The following is a 15,903-nucleotide window of genomic DNA, read 5'->3' as shown; positions in this document are numbered from 1 at the left end:
GCGGTCTTGGGCAGCCAGTGGGGTATGGTGTAATTGGCAACACAGCGGTTTCTGGTACCGCCATTCTAGGTTCGAGTCCTGGTACCCCAGCCAACCGAAGCGATTAGGTCAGCAATCGTCCCTGAGATATGCTGACCGTCGCGAATTAGTTCTAGCCCCCGTCGTCTAGCGGCCTAGGACGCCGCCCTCTCACGGCGGTAGCGTGGGTTCGAATCCCATCGGGGGTACAACACGCGAAAGCGCCCGGTCCACACGGACCGGGCGCTTTCGTCGTTACGGCTCTACAGCCGGCGCGTGAGCGCCTCGGCGGCCGCGAGCAGGTCCGCCGCCCAGCGCGCGCCCGGCCTGCGGCCCATGCGGTCGATGGGGCCCGAGACCGACACGGCCGCGACGACGGCGCCCCGGCCGTCGCGCACTGGAGCCGAGACACTCGCCACACCCGGCTCGCGCTCCGCGGCGCTCTGGGCCCATCCGCGCCTGCGCACCTCGGCCAGCGTCCGGTCGGTGAACTTGGCCTGAGGCAGCACGGCCTGCTGCGTCGCCGCGTCGCTGTAGGCCAGCAGGACCTTGGCTCCCGAGCCCGCAGTCATCGGCAGACGGGTTCCGACGGGGACGGTGTCGCGAAGCCCGGCAAGCGGTTCGAGCGCCGCCACGCAGACGCGTGAGGTGCCCTCGCGGCGGTAGAGCTGGATGCTCTCACCGGTGATCTCGCGCAGGCGGGGGAGCACGACGGTTCCGGCCGCCAGCAGCGGATCGTCGACGTGGCCGGCCAGCTCGGTCACCGCAGGGCCCAGCAGCCACCGGCCCTCGGCATCGCGGGCCAGTAGTCGGTGCACCTCGAGGCCCGCGGCCAGTCGATGGGCGGTGGCGCGCGGGAGGCCGGTGCGCTCGCAGAGTTCGGCGAGGCCGCAGGGGGACTCGGCCACCGAGTGCAACACCCCCACGGCTTTGTCGAGAACGCCGATGCCGCTATCCTGTCTCACAGGGAGATACTAGCTTCCCGCATCGTGAGATTGCCAGCCCTTCACCTGCGGGTCGCCCGAAGGAATTGAACGTCATGACTCCACGCACCATGGCCGAGAAGGTGTGGGCCGACCACGTCGTCGTCACCGGCGGAGGCGAAGGCGCCGCCCGCGAGCCCGACCTGATCTACATCGACCTGCACCTCGTCCACGAGGTCACCAGCCCACAGGCTTTCGACGGCCTCCGGCTGGCCGGGCGTCCGGTCCGCAGGCCCGATCTCACGATCGCGACCGAAGACCACAACGTGCCGACTATCGACATCGACAAGCCGATCGCGGACCCGGTGTCGCGCACTCAGGTCGACACGTTGCGGCGCAACTGCAAGGAATTCGGCATCCGCCTGCACCCGATGGGCGACGTCGAACAGGGCATCGTGCACATCATCGGGCCGCAGCTCGGACTGACGCAGCCCGGAATGACGGTCGTGTGCGGCGACAGCCACACCTCCACCCACGGTGCGTTCGGCGCGCTCGCGATGGGCATCGGCACCTCGGAGGTCGAGCACGTGCTTGCCACGCAGACACTTCCGCTGCGCCCGTTCAAGACCATGGCCGTCGACGTCGACGGGGAGCTGCCCCCCGGCGTCAGCGCCAAGGACGTCATCCTCGCCGTCATCGCCAAGATCGGCACGGGCGGCGGGCAGGGGCACGTCATCGAATACCGCGGCAGCGCCATCGAATCGCTGTCGATGGAGGGTCGCATGACGATCTGCAACATGAGCATCGAGGCAGGCGCCCGCGCAGGCATGGTGGCTCCGGACGAGACCACGTTCGAGTTCCTGCGCGGCCGTCCGCACGCACCCACCGGCGCCGACTGGGACGCGGCGGTGCAGGCGTGGAAGCAGTTGCGCACCGACGAGGGCGCCGAATTCGACACCGAGGTCTACATCGACGCGGCCTCGCTGAGCCCGTTCGTCACCTGGGGCACCAACCCCGGGCAGGGGGTCCCGCTCGGGGACGCCGTGCCGGATCCGGAACTGATGTTCGACGAGGGCGAGAGGCAGAACGCCGAGAAGGCATTGGCGTACATGGACCTTCGTGCGGGTATGCCGATGCGCGAAGTGGCCGTCGACACGGTGTTCGTCGGTTCCTGCACCAACGGCCGCATCGAGGATCTGCGCGTGGTCGCCGAGGTCTTGGAGGGCCGCAAGGTCGCCGACGGGGTCAGGATGCTGGTGGTCCCCGGTTCGATGCGCGTTCGCGCCCAGGCCGAATCCGAGGGTCTCGGCGAGGTGTTCACCGCCGCGGGCGCCGAGTGGCGCCAGGCCGGCTGCTCGATGTGCCTCGGCATGAACCCGGATCAACTGGAGCCGGGCCAACGTTGCGCGTCGACGTCGAACCGCAATTTCGAAGGACGACAGGGCAAGGGCGGCCGCACCCACCTCGTCTCCCCGGCCGTCGCCGCGGCGACGGCCGTGCGCGGCACCCTGTCCTCACCGGCCGACTTGGCCCCCGTCTCGAGCCGCTAGGAGATCTGATGGATTCATTCGACACCCACACCGGTATCGGGGTCCCGCTGCGCCGGACCAACGTCGACACCGACCAGATCATCCCCGCGGTGTACCTCAAGCGGGTCACCCGAACGGGTTTCGAGGACGGGCTGTTCGCCGCATGGCGCAACGACCCGGCGTTCATCCTCAACCTGTCGCCCTTCGACCGGGGTTCGGTCTTGGTGGCGGGGCCCGACTTCGGCACCGGCTCGTCCCGGGAGCACGCGGTCTGGGCGCTGATGAACTACGGCTTCCGAGTCGTGATCTCGTCGCGATTCGCCGACATCTTCCGCGGCAACGCGGGCAAGTCGGGTCTTCTGGCGGCCGAAGTCGCTCAAGACGATGTGGAATTGCTGTGGAAGCTCATCGAGCAGAATCCAGGGCTGGAACTCACTGTGGACCTACGGGATCGGACCGTGACCGCAGGAACGGTGGTGGTGCCGTTCACGATTGACGACTACACCGCATGGCGGCTGTTCGAAGGTCTCGACGATATAGGCCTTACGCTGCGGAAACAGGCTGAGATCGAGGCCTACGAAGAGGCCAGGCCGAGCTGGAAGCCGCGCACGATCAACGCCTGAATCGGGGCCCGGCGGAGCCGAAACAGCCGCTCCGCAACCCAGTTCTAGGACTGGCGTACCACAGCCCATGTGGGGCAATCGGATTCCGAAAGCAGCCCCAGCAATCTCCGAAATTGGGCGTGGCTCTTGGATATCTGCAGCACGAGGGTTTACCGTGGGCATTAGTCGGTTCAAAGTGGACCACTGGCTCCGGAGGTTTTGCATGAACAAGGCAGAGCTCATCGATGTCCTCACGGACAAGTTGGGCACAGACCGTCGGCAGGCAACTGCCGCCGTTGAAAACGTCGTCGACACCATCGTGCGTGCCGTCCACAAGGGCGACAGCGTCACGATCACGGGCTTCGGCGTGTTCGAGCAGCGCCGCCGCGCGGCCCGGGTGGCGCGCAACCCGCGCACCGGCGAGACCGTCAAGGTCAAGCCGACATCCGTTCCCGCGTTCCGCCCCGGTGCTCAGTTCAAGGCCGTCGTGTCCGGCTCGCAGAAGCTCCCGGCTGACGGCCCCGCCGTCAAGCGTGGTGCGACCGCTGCGCCGGCCCGAAAGACCGCTGTGAAGAAGGCCGCCGCCAAGAAGGCTGCTGCGCCTGCGAAGAAGGCTCCGGCTGCCAAGAAGGCTGCTGCGCCTGCGAAGAAGGCTCCGGCTGCCAAGAAGGCTGCTGCGCCTGCGAAGAAGGCTCCGGCTGCCAAGAAGGCTGCTGCGCCTGCGAAGAAGGCTCCGGCCGCCAAGAAGGCCGCACCGGCGAAGAAGGCTCCGGCCGCCAAGAAGGCCGCACCGGCCAAGAAGGCTCCGGCCGCCAAGAAGGCCGCACCGGCCAAGAAGGCTCCGGCCGCCAAGAAGGCTCCCGCCAAGCGGGGCCGCAAGTAACACCCAGCATCACGGCCCGATTCGGGCAGCGAGCGCGCCGTGGATCCTCGGATCCACGGCGCGTTTCGCGTATGCGGTCGGGCTGCGTTCCGAGCTAGGCCGTCGCCAGGGGGCTGCCAATGTGATCGGCCGAGACCAGGGCATCGTCGGCCAGTGACAGCACCCACGTGCTGCCCTTGCGGTTACGCGACTTGTCGGGCTTCACCCCGTCGCGGTCGCACCACCAGGCGATCAGGTCGGGAATCACCTTGCCCTGCGTGCAGATCACGGGCGTCGCGCCGCTCTTCGCGATCTCGATGACGCGATGGCGTCCCGCGTCCGGATCCTCGGCGTAGGCCTCCTCGGTCACCGTCGGCTCGTCGGAGATGGGTACGCCCAACTCCTGCGCCAACGGCTCGAGCGTCTGATGACAGCGCGTGCGCGACGCGGCGTACAGATCGGTTGCGCCGAACGCCAGCAGCTGCCCGACCAGTGATTCCGCCTGAGCGCGGCCCTTCTTGTCGAGGGGCCGCTTGCGGTCGTCACCCTTGTACCGCGACTTGCTGCCGGCCACGCCGTGCCGCACGATCAGCACGGTGCGGGTGTCGGCCGGGTGCTTGGCGAAGCGGCGCAGCACCTTCCGGTCGTGCGGGTACTGCAGTCGCTTCATCGCGTCGCCGACGGGCAGCCACAGCAGCTGGTCGACTTCGTCATTCGGCTCGAACTCGCCCCCCACCGCACGCGCGGCCCAGTACCGCACCTTCTTGGTGCCCTGCTCGATGGGATAGGAGATCGACGCCAACCGCCTGCCGAGTTCCGCGTCGAAACCGGTCTCCTCCTCGACTTCGCGCACGGCCGCGATCGGCTCGGTCTCGCCCGGGTCGACCTTGCCCTTCGGCAGCGACCAGTCGTCGTACCGCGGGCGGTGGACGACGGCGACCTCGAGCGCTCCATCGCGGTCGTCGCGCCACAGCACGGCCCCGGCGGCGAGCACCGTCTGGCGGCCGTCGCCCTTGCTGGACGTCGGACTCTTCTTCGACACCTCAACTCCTGCAGGTCATCAGAGGAACACGGACGCCTCAGTGGTGACGATGGCGCTCCATCAGTGACACCTGATGATCGCGCACCGTCTCACCCTCGTTCGGCAGGGCGGTCCAGCGTCCGTCGGCGCCGAGCTCCCAGCACCTGGTGGCGGGATCCATGGCGGAGGTGAAGACGTCGTCCAGTTGCGACGACAGCCTCGGATCCTTGACCTGTGCCATCACCTCGACGCGGCGGTCGAGATTACGATGCATCATGTCGGCACTGCCGATCCAGAACTCGTCGATGGCGCGGAAGTGAATGATTCGCGAGTGCTCGAGGAATCGGCCGAGGATCGAACGCACGACGATGTTCTCCGAGAAGTTCTCCACGCCGGGCCGCAATGCGCAGATCCCGCGGACGACCACCTCGACCCGGACGCCCGCCTGCGACGCGCGATAGAGCGCGTCGATGACCTGCTCGTCGACCAGTGCGTTGGCCTTGAGTCGAATTCGGGCGTCCGCACCGTCGCGGTGGGCGGCGATCTCACGCTCGATGCGTTCGACGATTCCCCTGCGCACGCCATAGGGAGCGACGAGCAGGTTGCGGTAGGACACCTTGCGCGAGTAGCCCGTCAGCGAGTTGAACAGATCGGTGAGGTCGGCGCCGATGTCCGGCGATGCGGTGAGCAGGCCCACGTCCTCGTACAGGCGAGAGGTCTTCGGGTTGTAGTTGCCCGTTCCGATGTGGCAGTAGCGCCGGATCGTGGATCCCTCGCGGCGCACGACCAGACACGTCTTGCAGTGCGTCTTGAGTCCTATCAGCCCGTAGACGACGTGTACGCCCGCCTGCTCCAGCGCGCGCGCCCACTTGATGTTGGCCTGCTCGTCGAAGCGGGCCTTGATCTCGACGAGCGCGACGACCTGCTTGCCTGCCTCGGCGGCGTCGATCAGCGCGCTGACGATCGGCGAGTCGCCCGACGTGCGGTAAAGGGTCTGCTTGATCGCCAACACATTCGGGTCGGCGGCCGCCTGTTCGATGAAGCGCTGCACGGTGGTCGAGAACGAGTCGTACGGGTGGTGCACCAGGACGTCGCCGTCGCGCAGCGTGGAGAAGATGCTCTTGGGAGTCTCGCGTTCGCCGAACGCCGGTGGGGTGGCGGGCACGAACGGCGGGTCCTTGAGTTCGGGCCGATCGACGCCGTACACCTGCCACAGCGCCGACAGATCGAGCAGACCCGGCACTTCGATCACGTCGCCGGGATGCACGTCGAGTTCGCGCAGCAGCAACTCGAGCATGTTCTCGGTCATGTCGCCTGCGATCTCGAGACGTACGGGGGAACCGAACCGGCGGCGTGCCAACTCGCGCTCGAGGGCCTGCAGCAGATCCTCGTCGCGGTCCTCCTCGACCTCGAAGTCGGCGTTGCGGGTGATCCGGAAGGCATGGTGCTCCACGATTTCCAGGCCCGGGAACAACACGTCGAGGAATGCCGAGATCAGTTCCTCCATGGGGAGGAACCGGACGCCGCCGCCGTCGTCGTCGCGAGCCCGCAGCTCTACGAAGCGGTCCACGTTGTCGGGCACCTTGATTCGCGCGAAGTGCTGGGTCCCGTCGTCGGGGAGCTTGACGGTGATCGCCAGGTTCAGGCTCAGCCCGCTAACGAAGGGGAACGGATGTGCGGGGTCGACTGCGAGCGGCGTGAGGACCGGGAACACCTGCTCGTGGAAGTAGGTAGACAGCCTCTCGCGCTCGTAGTCGTCGAGTTCGCTCCACGTCACGATGACGATGCCGCGCTCGGCAAGGGCGGGCCGGACGAGTTCGCCGAACACGCTGGCGTGCCGGGTCGCGATCTGCTGCGTGCGCTCGCCGATACGACGCAACTGCTCACGCGGGGAGAGTCCGTCCGCCGAGCGCACCGACAGCCCCATCTCGTCGCGACGCTTGAGGCCCGCGACGCGCACCATGTAGAACTCGTCGAGATTCGAGGCGAAGATCGCCAGGAACTTGGCGCGCTCGAGCAGCGGTAGCGACGGGTCCGCGGCCAGCGCGAGTACCCGGGCGTTGAAGTCGAGCCAACTCAGTTCGCGGTTGAGGTAGCGATCGTCGGGCAGCGGTTCGGGCTGGTTCGGGTCGGCCACACCGGGCGTGGCCGCCGGTGGCACGTTGGGCCTCGTGTTTCCCGACGTCCACTCGGAGTCAGCTGTTCGAGTCTCGGATTCGGTCACACAACAGATCATCCACCATCGGCGGGCGCCTCTGCTAGGCGGCAGAGGTCACCGGTCGGTGTCGGGAGCCTCGATGTCGGCGACCGTCTGCTTGGTCGCGATGCCCACGCCGAGCCGCAGCGCGGCGGCGAGGTCGTCCGGGGTGTCGATGTCACACCGGAGCCCCGGCCACTCCCTGGTGAGCGCCACCGCACCCGAATCGGCGTGTCGCCGTGTCGATTTCGGGCCGAACCGAGGATCGAGTGGAACGCCGAACGCGAACAGTGCGGCGGTACCGGTGCCGTGACGATCGCTGACGAAGCTGCGTTCGTTGGCGCGCGCGGCCGAAAGTGCTTGCGCCAATTCGCGCGGCTGCAGGGCGGGGAGGTCACCTTGGAGCACCGCGACGTTGCCCGCCGTTTTTCGTACGTACACCTCCGCGGCCCGCAGCGCTGCGTTGAGCGGATCCGGGTGACCGGCCGGCGTCGGATCGGCCAGCACGCGGGCGCCGACGTCCCGGGCCGCGTCGGCCGCCAGATCGTCGGGGGTGACCACGGTGATCGACGTGATGGCGGGCACGGCGGAGGCAGCGGTGATCGTGTCGGCCAGCATCGAGAGCACCAGCGCGGCCCGCGAGGGGGCGGGGAACATCGGGGCGAGCCTGGTCTTCGCCGCGGCGAGCCGCTTGACCGCGATGATCAGCCCGACGTCGGTCGAGGGGCGGGCCGGGTTGCCGCTCATGCCTGCCATCCTGCCAGCAGCAGGGCTGCGGTGAGCGCTCACGCGAAGAGCAACGAGCTGGGGCTAGATTTGTTCCCGTGGTCAACGCGGCGGTAATGGGTGCTGGTGCCTGGGGCACGGCACTGGCCAAGGTCCTGGCGGACGCGGGTAACGACGTCACGCTGTGGGCGCGGCGCTCCGAACTCGCCGAGGAGATCAACGAGACCCACCGCAACGCGAGCCGTCTCGGCGACGCCGAGCTGCCGAAGACCATCCGGGCCACCAGCGATGCCCGCGAGGCGCTGACCGGCGCCTGCACCGTTCTGCTTGCCGTGCCGTCGCAGACGTTGCGCGCCAATCTCGAGGGCTGGGCGGGGCACATCGACCACGAGGCGACGCTGGTCAGCGTCGCCAAGGGCATCGAACTCGACACCCTGCTGCGCATGAGCCAGGTGATCGAACAGGTCACCAACGCCAACCCGGCCCGCATCGCGGTGGTGACCGGGCCGAACCTCGCGAGCGAGATCGCCGACGAGCAGCCTGCCGCGACGGTCGTGGCGTGCACCGATTCGGGACGCGCGGTCGCACTGCAGCGCGCGTTGTCCACCGGCTATTTGCGGCCGTACACCAACGCCGACGTCATCGGGGCGGAGATCGGCGGCGCCTGCAAGAACGTCATCGCGCTGGCGTGCGGCATGGCGGCCGGTGTCGGGCTGGGGGAGAACACCGCCGCGGCCATCATCACCCGCGGTCTCGCCGAGATCATGCGGCTGGGAATCGCGCTGGGCGCCAAGGGCGCCACGCTGGCGGGGCTGGCCGGCGTCGGCGATCTGGTGGCGACCTGCACGTCACCGCAGTCGCGCAACCGGGCGTTCGGCGAACGCCTCGGCAAGGGCGGGACGATTCAGACGGCACTGGCGGCAGGGGGAGGCCACGTCGCCGAGGGCGTGACGTCGTCTCAGTCGGTGCTCGCGCTGGCGTCGAGCTACGACGTCGAGATGCCGCTGACCGACGCCGTGCACCGGGTGTGCCACCGGGGTCTGTCCGTCGAATCGGCGGTCGCGCTGCTGCTGGGCCGCAGCACGAAGCCGGAGTAGCAGCCGTGGACGGCCACTACGGCGACTCGACCAGGAGCGTGAAGGCCTCGGGCGCGCCCGCGGTCGCGGGCGAGCCCGTCACGCCGCCGCCCGTTCCGGCGGCCGCCTACCACCTCTCGACCGACGAGTCCGCACCGATCGACTTCTACGGCCGTGCCTCCAACCCCACCTGGCGACGGCTCGAGTCGGCGCTCGCCGAACTGGAGGGGGCGACCTCGGCGTGCGCCTTCGCGTCGGGCATGGCGGCGATCACCTCGACCCTGCGGGTTCTCCTGCGTCCCGGCATGACACTCGTCGTACCGGCCGACGGGTACTATCAGACGCGCCGTTATGCCACGGAAAGCCTTGCCCCACTCGGCATTACGATCGTCGAGGCCGTCGCGGACGACATGTGCGCGGCAGCCGCGGACGCCGACGTCGTCCTGGCGGAGTCGCCGGTCAACCCGACGCTGGACGTGGTGGATCTGCACCGGCTCGCGTCGGTGTGCCGCGGACGCGGGTCGGTCCTGGTGGTCGACAACACCGCTGCAACGCCGTTCGGACAGCAACCGTTGTCGCTCGGCGCCGACCTCGTCGTGGCCAGCGCCACCAAGGGCCTGTCCGGCCACAGCGACCTCGTCCTCGGGTACGTCGCGGGCAGCAGGCCCGACCTGATGGCCAGCGTCGAACGCGAGAGGCTGCTCGCCGGCGCCATCCTCGGGCCGTTCGAGGCGTGGCTCGCCCTGCGCAGTCTGGGCAGCGCCGGGCTGCGCGTCGACCGGCAGTGCCAGAACGCGATGGCGGTCGCCCTGATGCTGCGCGGCCATCCCGCGGCCCGCGGCGTGCGCTACCCGGGGCTGCCGCAGGACCCGGCGCACGAGGTGGCCACGATCCAGATGAAGCGCTATGGGGGACTGGTCGCCGTCGAACTCGCCGACGCCGCGGCCGTCCACGCGCTGGTCGAGCGGAGCGACCTGCTGGTGGCTGCCACCAGCTTCGGCGGCATCCACACCTCGGTCGACCGCAGGGCCAGGTGGGGCGACCCCGTCAGCCCCGGATTCGCCCGGCTGTCGATGGGGATAGAGGACACCGACGACCTGCTCGCCGATATAGAGGAGGCGCTCAGTTGATGCTGTCCCGTAGCCTCTTCAGACTGTGACTGCCCGCACCCGAGTCGCCGTCGTCTACGGCGGACGCAGCTCCGAACACGCGATCTCGTGTGTCTCCGCAGGCAGCATCCTGCGCAATCTCGACCCCGAACGCTTCGAAGTGGTCGCGGTCGGCATCTCGCCGGAGGGGTCCTGGGTGCTCACCGACGGACGTCCCGAGACGCTGGCCATCACCGACGGCCGGCTGCCCGCCGTGAGCGGGTCCTCGGGCACCGAACTCGCCATGCCCGCCGATCCCGCCCGTCGCGGCCAACTGCTGTCACTCGAAGACGGTGCCGGTGAGCTGCTCGCGGCCGTCGACGTCGTGTTCCCCGTCCTGCACGGGCCGTACGGCGAGGACGGCACCATCCAGGGGCTGCTCGAGATGGCGGGCGTGCCGTACGTCGGCGCCGGCGTCCTGGCCAGCGCCGCCGGGATGGACAAGGAGTTCACCAAGAAGCTGCTCGCCGCCGAGGGGCTGCCGATCGGCGACCAGGTGGTGCTCCGCCCCGGTGAGCCCACCGTCGAACTCTCCGACCGCGAACGACTCGGCCTGCCGGTGTTCGTCAAGCCCGCGCGCGGCGGATCCTCGATCGGCGTCAGCCGCGTCACCGCGTGGGATCAGCTGCCCATGGCGATCGACGGGGCCCGCCGACACGACCCGAAGGTCATCGTCGAGGCCGCAGTACCCGGCCGGGAACTCGAATGCGGCGTGCTCGAATTCCCGGACGGCTCGCTCGAAGCCAGCACCGTCGGCGAGATCCGGGTCGCCGGCGTGCGTGGCCGCGAAGACGGCTTCTACGACTTCGAGACCAAGTACCTCGACGACGCCGCCGAACTCGACGTACCCGCCAAGGTCGACGACGACGTCGCCGACGAGATCCGCCGACTCGCGATCCGCGCGTTCCGGGCGATCGACTGCCAAGGGCTGGCCCGCGTCGACTTCTTCCTCACCGACGACGGACCGGTGATCAACGAGATCAACACCATGCCCGGCTTCACCACCATCTCGATGTACCCGCGGATGTGGGCGGCCAGCGGCGTGGACTACCCAACGCTGCTGTCCACCATGGTCGAGACGGCGATTGCCCGCGGGACTGGTTTGCGCTAGCCGACCGGTGCCGCGTTGATCGGCACGGCGGGCATCGTGGCCGCCACCGCCTTCGAGACCACCTGGATGGGCGACGGACCCGAACCGTCGGGCAGCGTCAGTGCGACGTACACGGGGCGGTCGACGGTCACCCAGGTGCTGCGGCCCTGCTCACCGACCCGGAACCAGCTGACGGCGTCGACCACCTGTACCGGAGCGCCCGCGACGAAGTCCACCGGGCGGTCGAGACCGCAGCGCAGGACGACGGCCTCCTGACTCGAGTTCGCAGACGCCTCGGCGCCGGTGTCGGCCTGCCACGCCGCAGCACCGGCCGGGGCGGGTTCGACGAGGGTGGCACGGCGATACTCGCCGAGGTCACCCGGTAGCGCGTCGAGCAGTGCCCGGCACTCGTCGCCACCCGCCTGCGGTGCCGGCATGGTGGCCAGCGCGACGGGTTGCGGCGTCTCAGGGGACTCCCGGAGGGCGGCGACCACCAGCAGCCCGATCACGGCGGCGGCCGCCACGGCCAGAGCGGCGATCAGGAAACCGCGGGGAGGGCCGTCGGGTTCGTCGAGTGGCTCGGGGTCGGTCACCCGAGCAATGCTAGGACTGCGCTGCTCCGGCGACGGGACAGGTCAGGGTGCGAGTGATTCCCGCGACCTTCTGCACGCTCGGCACGACGGTGGCCTTCAGTTCGTCGAGGGTTCCGGCGCCGATCCGCACCACGACGTCATACGGGCCGGTCACGTACTCGGCCGACAGCACGCCGGCCAGACCGGCCAGCTGTTTGGCCACCACCTCGGCGCGCCCCACCTCGGTCTGGATCAGCATGAAAGCCTCGACCACCCGGTGTCTCCTCCGTCTCGCTGCATAGACTCGGCGCCGCAGGGCCCAAAGGTACCGCAGGTGGCGGCGGGGTTCAGGGCACGAACGGAGCACGCGGATGAGCGAGGAGCGGCCCACGCTCGCCGGGCTCGGCGAGTTCGCCGTCATCGACGGATTGGTCGCGGGCCGCACGCAACCGGCCACCGTGGCGGTGGGTCCCGGTGACGATGCCGCCGTCGTGGTCACCGGCGACGGGCGGGTGGTCGTCTCGACCGACATGCTCGTCGAGGGCAGGCACTTTCGGCTCGACTGGTCCACCCCCTACGACGTCGGCCGAAAGGCGATCGCGCAGAACGCCGCCGACATCGAGGCGATGGGCGCGACGGCCACGGCCTTCGTGGTCGGCTTCGGGGCACCCGGCGACACCGCGGCCGAGGCCGCGACGGCGCTGTCGGACGGCATGTGGGCGGAGGCGGCGCGTACCGGCGCGGGCATCGTGGGCGGGGACCTGGTCGCTGCCCCGCAATGGGTGATCTCGGTGACGGCGCTGGGTGACCTGGGCGGGCGGGCGCCGGTGCTGCTCGGTGGCGCCCGGCCCGGTGACGTGCTCGCGGTGGTAGGCGGCCTCGGACGGTCTGCCGCGGGATTCGACCTGTGGCGCAACGATGTTCGCGGTTTCGACGAGCTGCGGGGGAGCCACGTGGTGCCCGAATTGGCCTATGGCCAGGGTCCGGCCGCGGCCGACGCGGGTGCCACCGCGATGACCGACGTCTCCGACGGGCTGATCGCCGACCTGGGGCACGTGGCCCAGGCATCCGGGGTCGGCATCGACGTGTCGACGTCGTCGCTGTCCGGTGCGCACGACGCGTTGCTCGCGGCGGCCGCCGCGACCGGCGGCGACCCGTGGGCATGGGTGCTCGGCGGCGGCGAGGACCACGCGCTCGTCGCCACGTTCCCGACGTCGGCGCCGGACGGCTGGCAGGTCATCGGGACGGTGGTCGACGGACCCGCCCGGGTCCTCGTCGACGGCGCGGCCTGGGGCGGGGTGTCGGGCTGGCAGTCCTTCTAGAGCCGTCGGCTAGGTTCATTCGTCATGGCTGCCCGTCCCCTGAGTGAGATCGTCGAGGCGGGCTGGGCCCGTGCGCTGGAGCCCGTCGCCGAGCAGGTGGGTGCGATGGGCGAATTCCTGCGCTCGGAGATCGCAGCGGGGGAGCGCTACCTCCCCGCGGGAGAGAACGTGTTGCGCGCGTTCACGTTTCCGTTCGACGCGGTGCGCGTGCTCATCGTGGGACAGGACCCCTATCCCACGCCCGGGCACGCCGTGGGGCTGAGCTTCTCGGTGGCACCCGACGTGCGGCCGATCCCGCGCAGCTTGGACAACATCTTCAAGGAGTACGCCACCGATCTCGGACATCCGGCGCCCTCGACCGGTGATCTGACGCCGTGGTCGCAGCGCGGGGTGATGCTGCTCAACAGGGTGCTGACGGTGCGCCCCGGCACACCGGCGTCGCATCGCGGCAAGGGCTGGGAGGCGGTCACCGAATGCGCGATCCGCGCGCTCGTCGGACGCCCGCAGCCGCTCGTCGCGGTGCTGTGGGGACGCGACGCCGCAACGCTCAAGCCCATGCTGACCGGTGAGCGGTGCCGCACCATCGAGTCGGTGCATCCGTCGCCGCTGTCGGCGTCGCGAGGATTCTTCGGGTCCCGGCCGTTCAGCCGGACCAACGAGTTGCTCGCCGAACTGGGCGCCGAGCCCATCGACTGGCAGCTGCCCTAGACGCCAAAAGCCGCCGAGACTGCTGGCAGATCGCGATTCAGCGTGGAAAGGCGATCTCGCCGCAGTCTCGGCGGTAAGGGTGGGTCGGGCCTAGGCCCTGGGACTAGCCCCGGGAGACCTTGCCGGCCTTGAGGCACGACGTGCAGACGTTGATCCGCCGCTTGTTGCCACCGGGACGGTCGACGGCGCGCACCGTCTGGATGTTCGGGTTCCAGCGGCGGCTGGTCCGGCGATGGGAGTGCGAAACCGACTTGCCGAAGCCGGGGCCCTTTGCGCAGACATCGCATACGGCAGCCATGGAAAACTCCTCAATCAGTACTTGGGGGTCTGGAACTCCGCCGCGACCCGCGGCGACTCGATCCGACAACCCGACCAGAATACCGGCAGCCGCGGCGATCACCAAAATGGCATCCACGAGCGGATCAGCGCAGGGTGCTGTCGGCGCGAGTGGCTAGGCTTGCGGCCACCGAGAACGGTTGGAGGTGGGATGTCGGCTGCTGTGCTCGACGGGACCACCCTGCGAGTTTGGGCGCACGCCGCGGTCGACGGCCTGAGCGCTCACGCCGACGAGATCAACCGGCTCAACGTGTTCCCCGTCGCCGACGCCGATACGGGCACCAACATGCTGTTCACCATGCGTTCGGCCGCCACCGCTGCCGACCAGCCTGGCGTCTCGGCGGACGTCGTCGCGGTGTCGAGCGCGCTGTCGGAAGGCGCCCTGCACGGTGCGCGCGGCAACTCCGGGGTGATCCTCTCGCAGATCCTGCGCGGCCTGGCCGAGGTGACCGCCGATGCCGCTGATCAGCGCTGCGGCGACCTCACGGTCATCGACGCCGCGACGTTCGGCGCCGCGCTGCGCCACGCCGTCGGCCTGATCGCGGTGTCGGTCGGCGAGGTCGTCCCCGGCACCATCGTGTCGGTTCTGCAAGCTGCGGCAGGCGCCGCCGAGGAGCACGCGGAGGCGCCCGATCTGGTCACGGCGTTGCGCGCCGCGTCCGACGCCGCGTCAGTGGCGCTCGACCACACCCGCGACCAACTCGACGTCCTCACCGAGGCCGGCGTGGTCGACGCGGGCGGGCGCGGCCTGCTCGTCCTGTTCGACGCCATGACCGAGGTGCTGACCGGGGACGCACCGCACCGCAGGCGCTACGAACCCGCGGCAGTCGGGGCGATCACCGCCGACGCGACACCGCCGCAATTCGAGGTGATGTATCTGCTCGCGGGCTGCGACCACGCCGCGGTCGAGACGTTGCGGGCGCGCCTCGAACGACTCGGCGACTCCGTCGCCATCGCCTCGTCGGGCAGCGGCGAGCACTACTCGGTGCACGTCCACGCCGACGATGCAGGCGGCGCCGTCGAAGCCGCGCTTGATCTCGGTGCGCTCAGCCGCGTCCAGATCACCGCGCTGTCCACGGGGCTGCGGCCACAGCCCGGCCGGGCGGCACGCGACCGGGCGGTGCTGGCGGTCGTCGACGGCGGCGGCGCTCGCGAACTGTTCGCGGGCGAGGGCGCCACGGTCGTCGTACCCGAGGCCGACTCGCCGGTGCGGGCCCAGCATCTGCTGCGCGCGCTCGTCGACGCCGGCGCCGGTCAGGTGATGGTGCTCCCCAACGGCTACGTAGCCGCCGAGGAACTCGTGGCGGGCTGTACGGCGGCGATCGACCGCGGCATCGACGTCGTCCCGGTGCCGACGGGGTCGATGGTGCAGGGACTCGCCGCGCTGGCGGTGCACGATCCCGCCCGTGCCGCGGTCGACGACGGTTACACGATGGCGCGCGCCGCCGCGAGCGCCCGGCACGGTTCGGTGCGGGTGGCCACCGAGGAAGCGCTGACCTGGGCGGGTACCTGCCGCCCGGGCGACGGCCTCGGCATCGCGGGCGACGAGGTGCTGATCGTCGGCGCCGACGTCGCCACCGCCGGGGCCGGTCTGATCGACCTGCTGTTGCTCTCCGGCGGCGAGCTGGTCACGGTGCTGACCGGTGCCGACGTCGACGAGAGCGTCGGGGAGGCGCTGCGCGACCACGTCCACCGGGAGCACTTGGGCGCCGAACTGGTCACCTATCACACCGGTCACCGGGGTGACGTGCTGTTGATCGGAGTGGAGTAGCC

Annotated in this window: 16 protein-coding genes and 2 tRNA genes; 11 read left to right on the top strand and 7 right to left on the bottom strand. The window is 69.7% G+C overall.

The features are described 5' to 3' along the window. The first annotated feature begins 18 nt into the window (after nt 1–18). Together LOK44_RS26540 and LOK44_RS26535 are read left to right on the top strand one after the other, a co-directional pair. Nucleotides 19–93 (top strand) — tRNA-Gln (locus LOK44_RS26540). Nucleotides 94–154: 61 nt separating this feature from the next. Beyond that, nucleotides 155–227 (top strand) — tRNA-Glu (locus LOK44_RS26535). Between the two features lie 54 nt (nt 228–281). On the opposite strand, the gene LOK44_RS26530 is transcribed toward LOK44_RS26535, so the two are convergent. Further along, entirely contained in the window at nt 282–983 is a 702-nt protein-coding gene (locus LOK44_RS26530; RefSeq protein WP_237573077.1) for an IclR family transcriptional regulator, read from the bottom strand. Nucleotides 984–1,057: 74 nt separating this feature from the next. Between LOK44_RS26530 and leuC the strand changes: the two genes are divergently transcribed. From leuC to LOK44_RS26515, 3 genes are all read left to right on the top strand, one after another. Continuing rightward, nucleotides 1,058–2,491, top strand: a complete 1,434-nt coding sequence (leuC, locus tag LOK44_RS26525) for a 3-isopropylmalate dehydratase large subunit (RefSeq protein ID WP_237573076.1) — start codon at nt 1,058–1,060, stop codon at nt 2,489–2,491. An 8-nt stretch (nt 2,492–2,499) separates the two neighbouring features. After that, the gene (gene leuD, locus LOK44_RS26520) at nt 2,500–3,093 is read left to right on the top strand and encodes a 3-isopropylmalate dehydratase small subunit (protein ID WP_237573075.1); all 594 of its coding nucleotides are present in this window, start codon (nt 2,500–2,502) and stop codon (nt 3,091–3,093) included. A gap of 202 nt (nt 3,094–3,295) precedes the next feature. Next, nucleotides 3,296–3,955 carry an HU family DNA-binding protein gene (locus LOK44_RS26515; RefSeq protein WP_237573074.1) on the top strand — a complete coding sequence of 220 codons (660 nt, stop codon included), beginning with the start codon at nt 3,296–3,298 and terminating at the stop codon, nt 3,953–3,955. Nucleotides 3,956–4,049: 94 nt separating this feature from the next. Here the strand turns inward: LOK44_RS26515 and mutT1 are convergent, their stop codons facing one another. Genes mutT1 through cofC form a run of 3 tightly spaced genes read right to left on the bottom strand, consistent with a single transcriptional unit; the run spans nt 4,050 to nt 7,941 of the window. After that, nucleotides 4,050–4,976, bottom strand: coding sequence for an 8-oxo-(d)GTP phosphatase MutT1 (gene mutT1, locus LOK44_RS26510; RefSeq protein ID WP_237573073.1), 927 nt, complete (start codon nt 4,974–4,976; stop codon nt 4,050–4,052). A gap of 37 nt (nt 4,977–5,013) precedes the next feature. Further along, on the bottom strand, nt 5,014–7,191 hold the full coding sequence (locus tag LOK44_RS26505) for an RNA degradosome polyphosphate kinase (RefSeq protein ID WP_237573072.1): 2,178 nt from the start codon (nt 7,189–7,191) through the stop codon (nt 5,014–5,016). A 36-nt stretch (nt 7,192–7,227) separates the two neighbouring features. Then, entirely contained in the window at nt 7,228–7,941 is a 714-nt protein-coding gene (cofC, locus tag LOK44_RS26500; RefSeq protein ID WP_372481328.1) for a 2-phospho-L-lactate guanylyltransferase, read from the bottom strand. Nucleotides 7,942–7,994: 53 nt separating this feature from the next. Between cofC and LOK44_RS26495 the strand changes: the two genes are divergently transcribed. From LOK44_RS26495 to LOK44_RS26485, 3 genes are read left to right on the top strand one after another with little or no spacing between them, the layout of a single operon-like run. Continuing rightward, nucleotides 7,995–8,975 carry an NAD(P)H-dependent glycerol-3-phosphate dehydrogenase gene (locus LOK44_RS26495; protein ID WP_249784215.1) on the top strand — a complete coding sequence of 327 codons (981 nt, stop codon included), beginning with the start codon at nt 7,995–7,997 and terminating at the stop codon, nt 8,973–8,975. Nucleotides 8,976–8,980: 5 nt separating this feature from the next. Then, on the top strand, nt 8,981–10,084 hold the full coding sequence (locus tag LOK44_RS26490; protein WP_237573070.1) for a cystathionine gamma-lyase: 1,104 nt from the start codon (nt 8,981–8,983) through the stop codon (nt 10,082–10,084). A 25-nt stretch (nt 10,085–10,109) separates the two neighbouring features. Beyond that, nucleotides 10,110–11,213, top strand: coding sequence for a D-alanine--D-alanine ligase family protein (locus LOK44_RS26485; protein ID WP_237573069.1), 1,104 nt, complete (start codon nt 10,110–10,112; stop codon nt 11,211–11,213). On the opposite strand, the gene LOK44_RS26480 is transcribed toward LOK44_RS26485, so the two are convergent. Together LOK44_RS26480 and LOK44_RS26475 are read right to left on the bottom strand one after the other, a co-directional pair. Then, nucleotides 11,210–11,785 (bottom strand): DUF3515 domain-containing protein, encoded by a 576-nt coding sequence (locus LOK44_RS26480; RefSeq protein ID WP_237573068.1) that lies wholly within the window; start codon nt 11,783–11,785, stop codon nt 11,210–11,212. The genes LOK44_RS26485 and LOK44_RS26480 overlap by 4 nt on opposite strands. A gap of 10 nt (nt 11,786–11,795) precedes the next feature. Then, entirely contained in the window at nt 11,796–12,038 is a 243-nt protein-coding gene (locus LOK44_RS26475; RefSeq protein ID WP_237573067.1) for an Lrp/AsnC ligand binding domain-containing protein, read from the bottom strand. Between the two features lie 97 nt (nt 12,039–12,135). Here LOK44_RS26475 and LOK44_RS26470 point away from each other — a divergent pair, with 97 nt between their 5' ends. Together LOK44_RS26470 and LOK44_RS26465 are read left to right on the top strand one after the other, a co-directional pair. Continuing rightward, nucleotides 12,136–13,086 (top strand): thiamine-phosphate kinase, encoded by a 951-nt coding sequence (locus LOK44_RS26470; RefSeq protein WP_237573066.1) that lies wholly within the window; start codon nt 12,136–12,138, stop codon nt 13,084–13,086. Between the two features lie 24 nt (nt 13,087–13,110). After that, the gene (locus LOK44_RS26465) at nt 13,111–13,794 is read left to right on the top strand and encodes a uracil-DNA glycosylase (protein ID WP_237573065.1); all 684 of its coding nucleotides are present in this window, start codon (nt 13,111–13,113) and stop codon (nt 13,792–13,794) included. 103 nt (nt 13,795–13,897) lie between these two features. Here the strand turns inward: LOK44_RS26465 and rpmB are convergent, their stop codons facing one another. After that, the gene (rpmB, locus tag LOK44_RS26460) at nt 13,898–14,092 is read right to left on the bottom strand and encodes a 50S ribosomal protein L28 (protein ID WP_163918230.1); all 195 of its coding nucleotides are present in this window, start codon (nt 14,090–14,092) and stop codon (nt 13,898–13,900) included. Between the two features lie 189 nt (nt 14,093–14,281). Here rpmB and LOK44_RS26455 point away from each other — a divergent pair, with 189 nt between their 5' ends. Continuing rightward, entirely contained in the window at nt 14,282–15,901 is a 1,620-nt protein-coding gene (locus LOK44_RS26455; RefSeq protein ID WP_237573064.1) for a fatty acid kinase ATP-binding subunit FakA, read from the top strand. Nucleotides 15,902–15,903: the final 2 nt, after the last annotated feature.

It is taken from the genome of Mycolicibacterium lacusdiani (genome assembly GCF_021916785.1).
Taxonomy (GTDB): Bacteria; Actinomycetota; Actinomycetes; order Mycobacteriales; family Mycobacteriaceae; genus Mycobacterium; species Mycobacterium lacusdiani.
Note: the sequence above shows the minus strand (reverse complement) of the source record. Positions and strands in the feature narration are given on the sequence as shown.